The sequence below is a fragment of the Streptomyces sp. W16 genome (assembly GCF_033194735.1).
In the GTDB taxonomy this organism is placed as follows: domain Bacteria; phylum Actinomycetota; class Actinomycetes; order Streptomycetales; family Streptomycetaceae; genus Streptomyces.
This window is the reverse complement of record NZ_JAWOAI010000482.1, coordinates 1-7503: the sequence shown is the minus strand read 5'-3', so window position 1 is coordinate 7503 and position 7503 is coordinate 1. Positions and strand designations below refer to the sequence as shown.

Here is a 7503-nt window from a genome sequence, read left to right as displayed (position 1 = left end):
CGGCCCGGGCGCGACTGCGTGAGTGCGGCGGAGACCTCGATGTGAGCAGCGTGCCGGGCCGCGGGACCAGGATCCGCGCCACGGTGTCCGCCCCGCCCCGGAGCCGTCCGGTCCCATCTCTCACCGTGGCGACCACCGCATGACCGCCGAACCGCTCCGTGTCCTCATCGCGGACGACCACGCCGTCGTACGGGCCGGGCTGCGCGCCCTGCTCGACGGCGAACCGGACCTCGACGTGGTCGCCGAGGCAGGCAGCGGTGAGGAGGCCGTACGCCTGGCGGCCCGACTGACTCCCGACGTCGCGCTGATGGACCTGCGGTTCGCCGGGCCGGCGAGCGGGATCGACGGCGTCGAGGCCGTCCGGCGGCTGGCCGTGGGGGCGCCGGGGGTGGCGGTGGTGATGCTGACCAGCTATGCCGGACGGGCCGATGTCGTACGGGCGTTGGAGGCGGGCGCCCGCGGCTATGTGCTGAAGGCGGGGCCGCCGGAGGAACTCTTCCAGGCGGTCCGTACGGCCGCCGCCGGCTCGGTCGGGCTGGCGGCGGAGATCGTCGGTGAACTCGTCGGCCAAGTGGTCGACCCCACGCAGGAGTTGACCGGGCGCGAGGTGGAGGTCGTGCGGCTGATGGCCGAGGGGCGCAGCAACCGGGCCATCGCCGAGGCGTTGTTCCTCAGCGAGGCCACGATCAAGACCCATCTGGTGCGGATCTACCGCAAGTTCAAGGTCGACAACCGGGCGGCGGCCGTGTCGGAGGCCGTCCGCCGGGGGCTGCTCGAACTCACCTGACGGGCCGGCGTACTACGGCGACCTCCCTGGGGGCGAGCACGGGGAAACCGTCCTCGCCCGCGCTGCCGACCAGCAGTTCCCCGGACAGCCCGGTCAACGGCACTGTCCCGTCGGTCCGGTTGACCAGGAACAGATAGCGGTTGTCGGCGTTCCGGCGCACGGTCAGCTCGACAACTCCCCTTGCGGCGTCCGGCAGTTCACTGCGGACACCGGCGGGCGCGAGCAACTGGGGGAGCAGACCGGTGAGGCCCTCGCGGCCCAGTCGCGTGGAGACGTACGCGGCCGAACCCCCGCCCACCGTACGGCGGGTGACGGCGGGGCGGCCGGTGTACGTACCGCTGCGGTAGTGGGCCAGCACCTCCACCTCCGGGTCGGTCACCGTGATCCGGTCGGTCCACAGGGAACCCGTGGCGGCGCCGTCGAGGTCCAGCTCGACCGTGTCGCCGTCGAGCAGCGGGCCGAACTCCTCGATGCGGATGCCGAGAAGGTCGCGCAGGGCGCCCGGGTAGCCGCCGAGCCAGATGTGGTCGTTCTCGTCGACGACGCCGGAGAAGTAGGTGGAGACCAGGTGGCCGCCCTGCTCGACGTAGCGCGTGAGCTCCTTGGAGAGGGCTGCCGGGATCATGTGCAGCACCGGCGTGATCACCACGTCGTAGCGGTCGAGGGCGGTCTGCGCGGTGACGATGTCGGCCCGTACGCCGAGGTCGAGGAGGGCGGAGTACCAGTCCAGCGCCTCCTGCCGGTAGTCGAGCCGGTCGGTGGGGTGCGAGTCCTGCTCGCTGGCCCACCAGGACTCCCAGTCGAAGACGATGCCGACCCGGGCGGTCTCGCGGTCCGTGCCCGCGACCGGGGCCAACGTCCGCAGGGTGCGGCCGAGTTCGGCCACCGCGCGGAAGACCTCGCTGTCGGCACCGGCGTGCGGCACCATCGCCGAGTGGTACTTCTCGGCACCGGCCGCCGACTGGCGCCACTGGAAGTAGCAGACGGCGTCGGCGCCGTGCGCGACGTGCAGCAGCGAGTCACGGGCCAGGTCGCCGGGGCGCTTGGCCACGTTGACGGGCTGCCAGTTGACGGCGCTGGTGGAGTGCTCCATGAGGAACCACGGACGGCCGGCGGAGATCCCGCTGACGAGGTTCGCGGAGAAGGACAGCTCGTCGCGGTCCTGCGAACCGGGCGTGACGTAGTGGTCGTTGGAGACGAAGTCGATCTCGGCGGCCCAGTCGGCGTAGTTCATGCCCTTGGTGTTGCCCATCACCATGAAGTTCGTGGTGACCGGCACGTCCGGCGTGATCTCGCGCAACAGGTCGCGCTCCGCGCGCAGATGGTTCTTGAGCGCGTCGGAGGAGAAGCGCTTGAAGTCGAGCTGCTGGGTGGGGTTCGGGAAGGACGCGGCCAGCCGGGGCGGCAGTATCTGCTCCCAGTCGCTGTACCGCTGGGACCAGAACGCCGTGCCCCAGGCCGAGTTGAGCGTGTCGATCGTGGTGTAGCGGGCGCGCAGCCAGTCACGGAAGGCGCGGGCAGCGTCGTCGGAGTAGTCGTAGACGTTGTGGCAGCCCAGCTCGTTGGAGACGTGCCAGGCGACCAGCGCGGGGTGGCTGGCATAGCGCTCGGCCAACTTCCGTACCAGGCGCAGCGCGTGCTCGCGGAAGACGGGCGAGGTGGGACGCCAGTGCTGACGGCCGCCCGGCCACAGGGTCTCGCCGGCGGCGGTCACCGGGAGGATCTCCGGGTGCTCCGTGCTCAGCCACGGCGGCGGGGACGCCGTCGCGGTGGCCAGGTCGACGCCGACGCCGCCCGCGTGCAGCAGGTCCATGATCTCGTCGAGCCAGCCGAAGTCCCATTCGTCCTGGGCCGGTTGGATGCGGGCCCAGGAGAAGATCCCCACGGAGACGATGTTGACGCCGGCCTCGCGCATCAGCCGGATGTCCTCGTCCCACACCTCGCGCGGCCACTGCTCCGGGTTGTAGTCGGCGCCGTAGGCGAGACGGGGCGTGGCGTCGCCGTCCGGGCCGTGCCGCAACTGGGAAAGGAGGGTGGAGATCATGGGGGTCCTTCCGGTTACTGCACAGGTGGAACGAGACGTGTGGTGGATTCAGGGCGGGCCGCCGCCGAGCGAATGCTGCTCGGCGGCGGCTCCCGAGGAGGTGCCGGTTACTTCGAGCAGGTCACTTGTTGACCGTGAAGCCCTGCTCGTTGCCGTACTTGACGGAGGCGTCCTGCCAGCTCTTCAGACCCTGAGCCAGCGTGGTGCCCGAGATGTAGGCCTTGCCGACGGTGTCGTTGAAGATCGAGTTGGCGTACTGCTGGAAGGGCAGGTAAGACCAGTCGGAAGCGACCTCGGACGCGGACTGGGCGAAGATCTTGTTGGCCTGCTGCCCGCCGAAGTACGGGAACGCCTTGTTCTGGAACGCAGCCGACTGCTGCTCCGCCTTGGTCGCCGGGAAGGCGCCCTGGTCGACGCGGGTCTGCACACCGGCGCCGGCGTTGGCGTACTCGACGAACGCGTAGGCGAGTTCCTTGTTCTTGCCCAGCGTCGGCAGGGCGAGGGACGAACCGCCGTTCTCCGCGCTGGCCTTGGCGCCCGCGGTCCACTGCGGCATCGGGGCCGCGCGCCAGTCACCGGAGGCACCGGCCACACCGCTGACGAAGTTGGCGGGCATCCAGGCACCGGTGGTCAGGGTGGCGATGGTGCCGTCACCGAGGCCCTTGTACCAGTCGTCGGTCCAGCCGTTGATGGGCGAGACGAGCTTCTCGTCGAGGAGCTTCTGCCAGGTCTCCGTGTACTTCTTGGCGCCCGCGTCCTCGAAGTCGACCGTCACCTTGGTGCCGTCGACCTTGTAGGGGCGCGAACCGGCCTGCCACAGCATGCTGGTGGTGAAGCCCGCGTCACCGGCGTCGTTGGCGATGTACGCCTTCGGGTCGGCCTTGTGCAGCTTGCGGGCCGCGACGACGTACTCGTCCCAGGTGGTCGGGACGGCGATCTTGTACTTGTCGAAGACCTTCTTGTTGTAGAACATCGCCATCGGGCCCGAGTCCATCGGCAGGCCGTAGACCTTGTCGCCGTCGCTCACCGCGTTCCACGGACCGGCCGTGTACTTGGAGGCCAACTTGTCGGCGCCGTACGGCGTCAGGTCGCTGAGACCCTTGGTCAGGGAGTACTGGCTGAGCGCGAAGTACTCGACCTGGGAGACGTCCGGGACACCCTTCCCGGCCGCGATCGCGTTCGACAGCGCGGTGTAGTACTTGTCACCGGACTTGTCGCTGACCAGGTTGATCTTGACCTTGGGGTACTTCTTCTCGAAGTCGGCGGCGACCGTCTTCAGCGTGGGCTCCCAGGCCCAGACGTTGACCGTGCCGCCCTTCTTCAGGGCCGCCTGGATGTCCGAGGCGGAGACAGCCTTGGTGCTGGAGCTGTCGTCGTCCGAACTGCCGCACGCCGTCGCCCCCAGGGAGAGGACGGAGAGGAGGGCGAGGCCGCGCAGCAGGCGGCCGGTGGTTCTGCGCATGGAGATGCTTCCACTTCTTCGTGGGTGGGACTTCTTGAGGGTGGGGTTATTCCTTGACGCTTCCGGCGGCGAGACCGGACTGCCAGTACTTCTGCAGCAGCAGGAACGCGGCGATCAGCGGCACGATGGTGAGCAGCGAACCGGTGATCACCAGGTTGAAGATGACGTCGCCGCCGATCGTCTGGGCCTGCGAGCTCCAGGCGCTCAGGCCCAGGGTCAGCGGGTACCAGTTCGGATCCCTGAGCATGATCAGCGGGAGGAAGTAGTTGTTCCAGGTCGCGACCGTGGTGAACAGCAGCACCGTGACGACACCGGGGGCGAGCAGCGGCAGCGAGACCTGGAAGAAGGTGCGGATCTCGCCGGCTCCGTCGATCCGGGCGGCTTCGAGGAGTTCGACGGGGATGGCCTCGGTGGCGAAGACCCACATCAGATAGAGGCCGAACGGCGAGACCAGCGAGGGGATGATCACCGCCCACGGGGTGTCCGTGAGCCCCACCTTGCTGAACATCAGGAAGGTCGGCACCGCGAGGGCCGTACCCGGGACCGCTACGGCACCGATGACCACGGCGAAGACGGCGCGCTTTCCGGGGAAGTTGAACTTCGCCAGCGCGTAGCCGCCGAGGATCGCCAGGAGGGTGGCCCCGCCGGCGCCGAGCACGACGTAGAGCAGGGTGTTCAGCAGCCACCGTACGAAGATGCCGTCGTGGTAGGTGAACGTGTCGTGGATGTTGGACCAGAGGGCGAAGCGGTGCGCGAACCACAGGCCGTGCGAGTCGGCGAGCCCCGACTGGGTCTTGGTGGAGCTGATGACCAGCCAGATCAGGGGGACCACGGTGTAGACCAGGATCAGACCGGTGAGCACGGTCAGCAGCACACTGCGCTTGGGGCGCCCGGGGGTGTGCTTCTTGCGGGGGGTGCGCAGTCGTGGCGCGCTCCGGGAGCCGCCGCCGGACGGTGCGGGCGCCGACGGGGAGGCGGTGGAGACGGGGGTGCTCATGGTCAGGCTCCCTTGCGCATGCCGCGAAGCTGCACGACATAGGCGATGACCATGGTGATCAGCCCCATGATGATCGCGACCGCCGCGGAGTAGTTGTGCTGCTGGCCGTTGAAGGACAGCGAGTACGTGTAGAAGTTCGGGGTGTAGTCCGTGGTGATGGCGTTGCGCGCGATAGGCCGCAGGATGCTCGGCTCGTTGAAGAGCTGGAAACTGCCGATGATCGAGAAGATCGTCGCGATGACCAGCGCGCCGCGGATCGCGGGGAGCTTGATGGCGGTGATGACACGGAACTGCCCGGCACCGTCGATCTCCGCGGCCTCGTACAGCGAGGTCGGGATGACCCGCAGCGCGGAGTAGAAGATCAGCATGTTGTAGCCGACGAACTCCCAGGTGACGATGTTGCCGATCGACGCCAGCACCAGGTGCGTGGAGAGCGGGTCGGGCAGGGTGACGTCGAAGGCGCTGTTGATGTCGCCCACCAGACCGAACTGGGTGCCGTACATGAAGCCCCACATCAGGGTGGCGACCACCGCCGGCACGGCGTACGGCAGGAAGATCGTGATCCGGAAGAAGTCCCGGCCGAAGAGCCGGCCGCTGTCCAGGGCGAGGGCCACGAACAGGGCGATGCCGAGCATGATCGGCACCTGGATCAGCAGGAACAGCGAGACCCGCTCCAGGGAGGACCAGAACTGGTCGTCCTGGAAGGCCTGCTTGTAGTTGTCCAGGCCGACGAAGTGGTTGCCGCCGATGAGCTGGTTGCGGTACAGGCTGAGATAGACCGAGTACACGATCGGAGCCAGGAAGACGAAGGCGAAGACCACCGCGAAGGGGCCGATGAAACCCCACCCTGTCCAGGAACGGCGGTCCCGTTTGGCCGATGGCCGTACCGGGGGCCGAGTCGCGGCCGCAGGGGGCTGAAGCGTCGTCATGTAGTTCCTCGCTCGTCCATCTCGGAACCGGCGTCACACGCCGTCGCGATGGTTGCGTAAACACCCAGGTCCGAGTGGGTCCTGGCCTGTTATGTTTACGTAAACATCTGATGGCGGCATGTCTACACTGCCCCAATGTCGGTGGTCAAGGGCCGTTTGGTGAAACGTGCCCCAGGCAATCGGATCGATAGGGGAAGGAGACGGGTGGACACAGCGCACGGTGCCTCGGCCGGCACCGAGGAGCCCCGTAGACGCGGCGGGAAACGGGTCATGCGGCGCGCCCCGAGCGCGTCGATGGCAGACGTCGCACGCCTGGCCGGAGTCTCCTCGCAGACCGTCTCGCGGGTGTCCAACGGTTACGCGGGCGTGAACGAGGAGACCCGGCAACAGGTCCTCGCCGCCATGAAGGAACTGGGCTACCGGCCCAACAGCGCCGCGCGCGCCCTCAAGCGCGGTGAGTTCCGCACGATCGGCGTGATCACCTTCAACCTCTCCACCACCGGCAACATGCGCACCCTGGAGGCGATCGCCACCTCCGCCGCGCACGAGGGCTACGCCGTCACGCTGCTGCCGGTCGCCGTCCCCACCCAGGACGAGGTGCGCGGCGCCTTCTCCCGGCTGGGCGAACTCGCCGTCGACGCCGTCATCGCGATCATGGAGGTCCACCTCCTCGACGCGGCGACCATCTCACTGCCGCCCCACGTCCAGGTCGTCGTCGCCGACTCCGACGCGGGCGACCGCTACAGCGTGGTCGACACCGACCAGAACGGCGGGGCGCGCGCCGCCGTACGCCATCTCCTCGACCTCGGCCACCGTACGGTCTGGCACCTCGCCGGACCCGAGGAGTCCTTCGCCGCCCAGCGCCGCGCCGACGCCTGGCGCGCCGAACTCACCGACGCGGGACGGTCCGTACCCCCTGTGGTGCGCGGCGACTGGTCCGCGGAGTCCGGCTATCGCGTGGGCCTCGACCTCGCCCAACAGGCCGACTGCACAGCCGTGTTCGCGGCCAACGACCAGATGGCCCTGGGCCTGCTGCGGGCCCTGCACGAGCGCGGCCGGCGCATCCCCGAGGACGTCAGCGTGATCGGCTTCGACGACATCCCCGAGGCCGGCTCCTTCCTGCCGCCCCTGACCACCGTCCACCAGGACTTCGCCGAGGTCGGCCGGCTGTGCGTGGAGGGTGTCCTGCGGCGGATGCGGGAGCGGGGCGACGAGCACGGCACCACCCTGGTGCCGACCGAGCTCGTGGTGCGCGCGAGTACGGCGGCGCCCGCTCTCGCCGTG

Annotated in this window: 6 protein-coding genes; 2 read left to right on the top strand and 4 right to left on the bottom strand. The window is 68.8% G+C overall.

Annotated elements, in window-relative coordinates; genetic code table 11:
* Positions 1-139: 139 nt before the first annotated feature.
* The gene (locus R6V09_RS41130; RefSeq protein ID WP_317886598.1) at positions 140-787 is read left to right on the top strand and encodes a response regulator transcription factor; all 648 of its coding nucleotides are present in this window, start codon (positions 140-142) and stop codon (positions 785-787) included.
* Here the strand turns inward: R6V09_RS41130 and R6V09_RS41125 are convergent.
* The 4 genes from R6V09_RS41125 to R6V09_RS41110 all read right to left on the bottom strand — a co-directional run bounded on the left by R6V09_RS41125 (position 780) and on the right by R6V09_RS41110 (position 6219).
* Complete coding sequence (locus tag R6V09_RS41125) at positions 780-2831, bottom strand: beta-galactosidase (protein WP_317886597.1); 2052 nt, start codon at positions 2829-2831, stop codon at positions 780-782. The two genes, R6V09_RS41130 and R6V09_RS41125, sit on opposite strands and share 8 nt — an antisense overlap.
* Before the next feature lie 121 nt (positions 2832-2952).
* On the bottom strand, positions 2953-4293 hold the full coding sequence (locus R6V09_RS41120) for an ABC transporter substrate-binding protein (protein ID WP_317886596.1): 1341 nt from the start codon (positions 4291-4293) through the stop codon (positions 2953-2955).
* 46 nt (positions 4294-4339) lie between these two features.
* The gene (locus R6V09_RS41115; protein WP_317886595.1) at positions 4340-5290 is read right to left on the bottom strand and encodes a carbohydrate ABC transporter permease; all 951 of its coding nucleotides are present in this window, start codon (positions 5288-5290) and stop codon (positions 4340-4342) included.
* Positions 5291-5292: 2 nt separating this feature from the next.
* Positions 5293-6219 carry a carbohydrate ABC transporter permease gene (locus R6V09_RS41110; RefSeq protein ID WP_317886594.1) on the bottom strand — a complete coding sequence of 309 codons (927 nt, stop codon included), beginning with the start codon at positions 6217-6219 and terminating at the stop codon, positions 5293-5295.
* Positions 6220-6489: 270 nt separating this feature from the next.
* On the opposite strand from R6V09_RS41110, the gene R6V09_RS41105 reads away from it, so the two are divergent.
* Positions 6490-7503, top strand: a 1014-nt coding sequence (locus R6V09_RS41105; protein WP_317886599.1) for a LacI family DNA-binding transcriptional regulator, incomplete at its 3' end; no start/stop codon positions are given.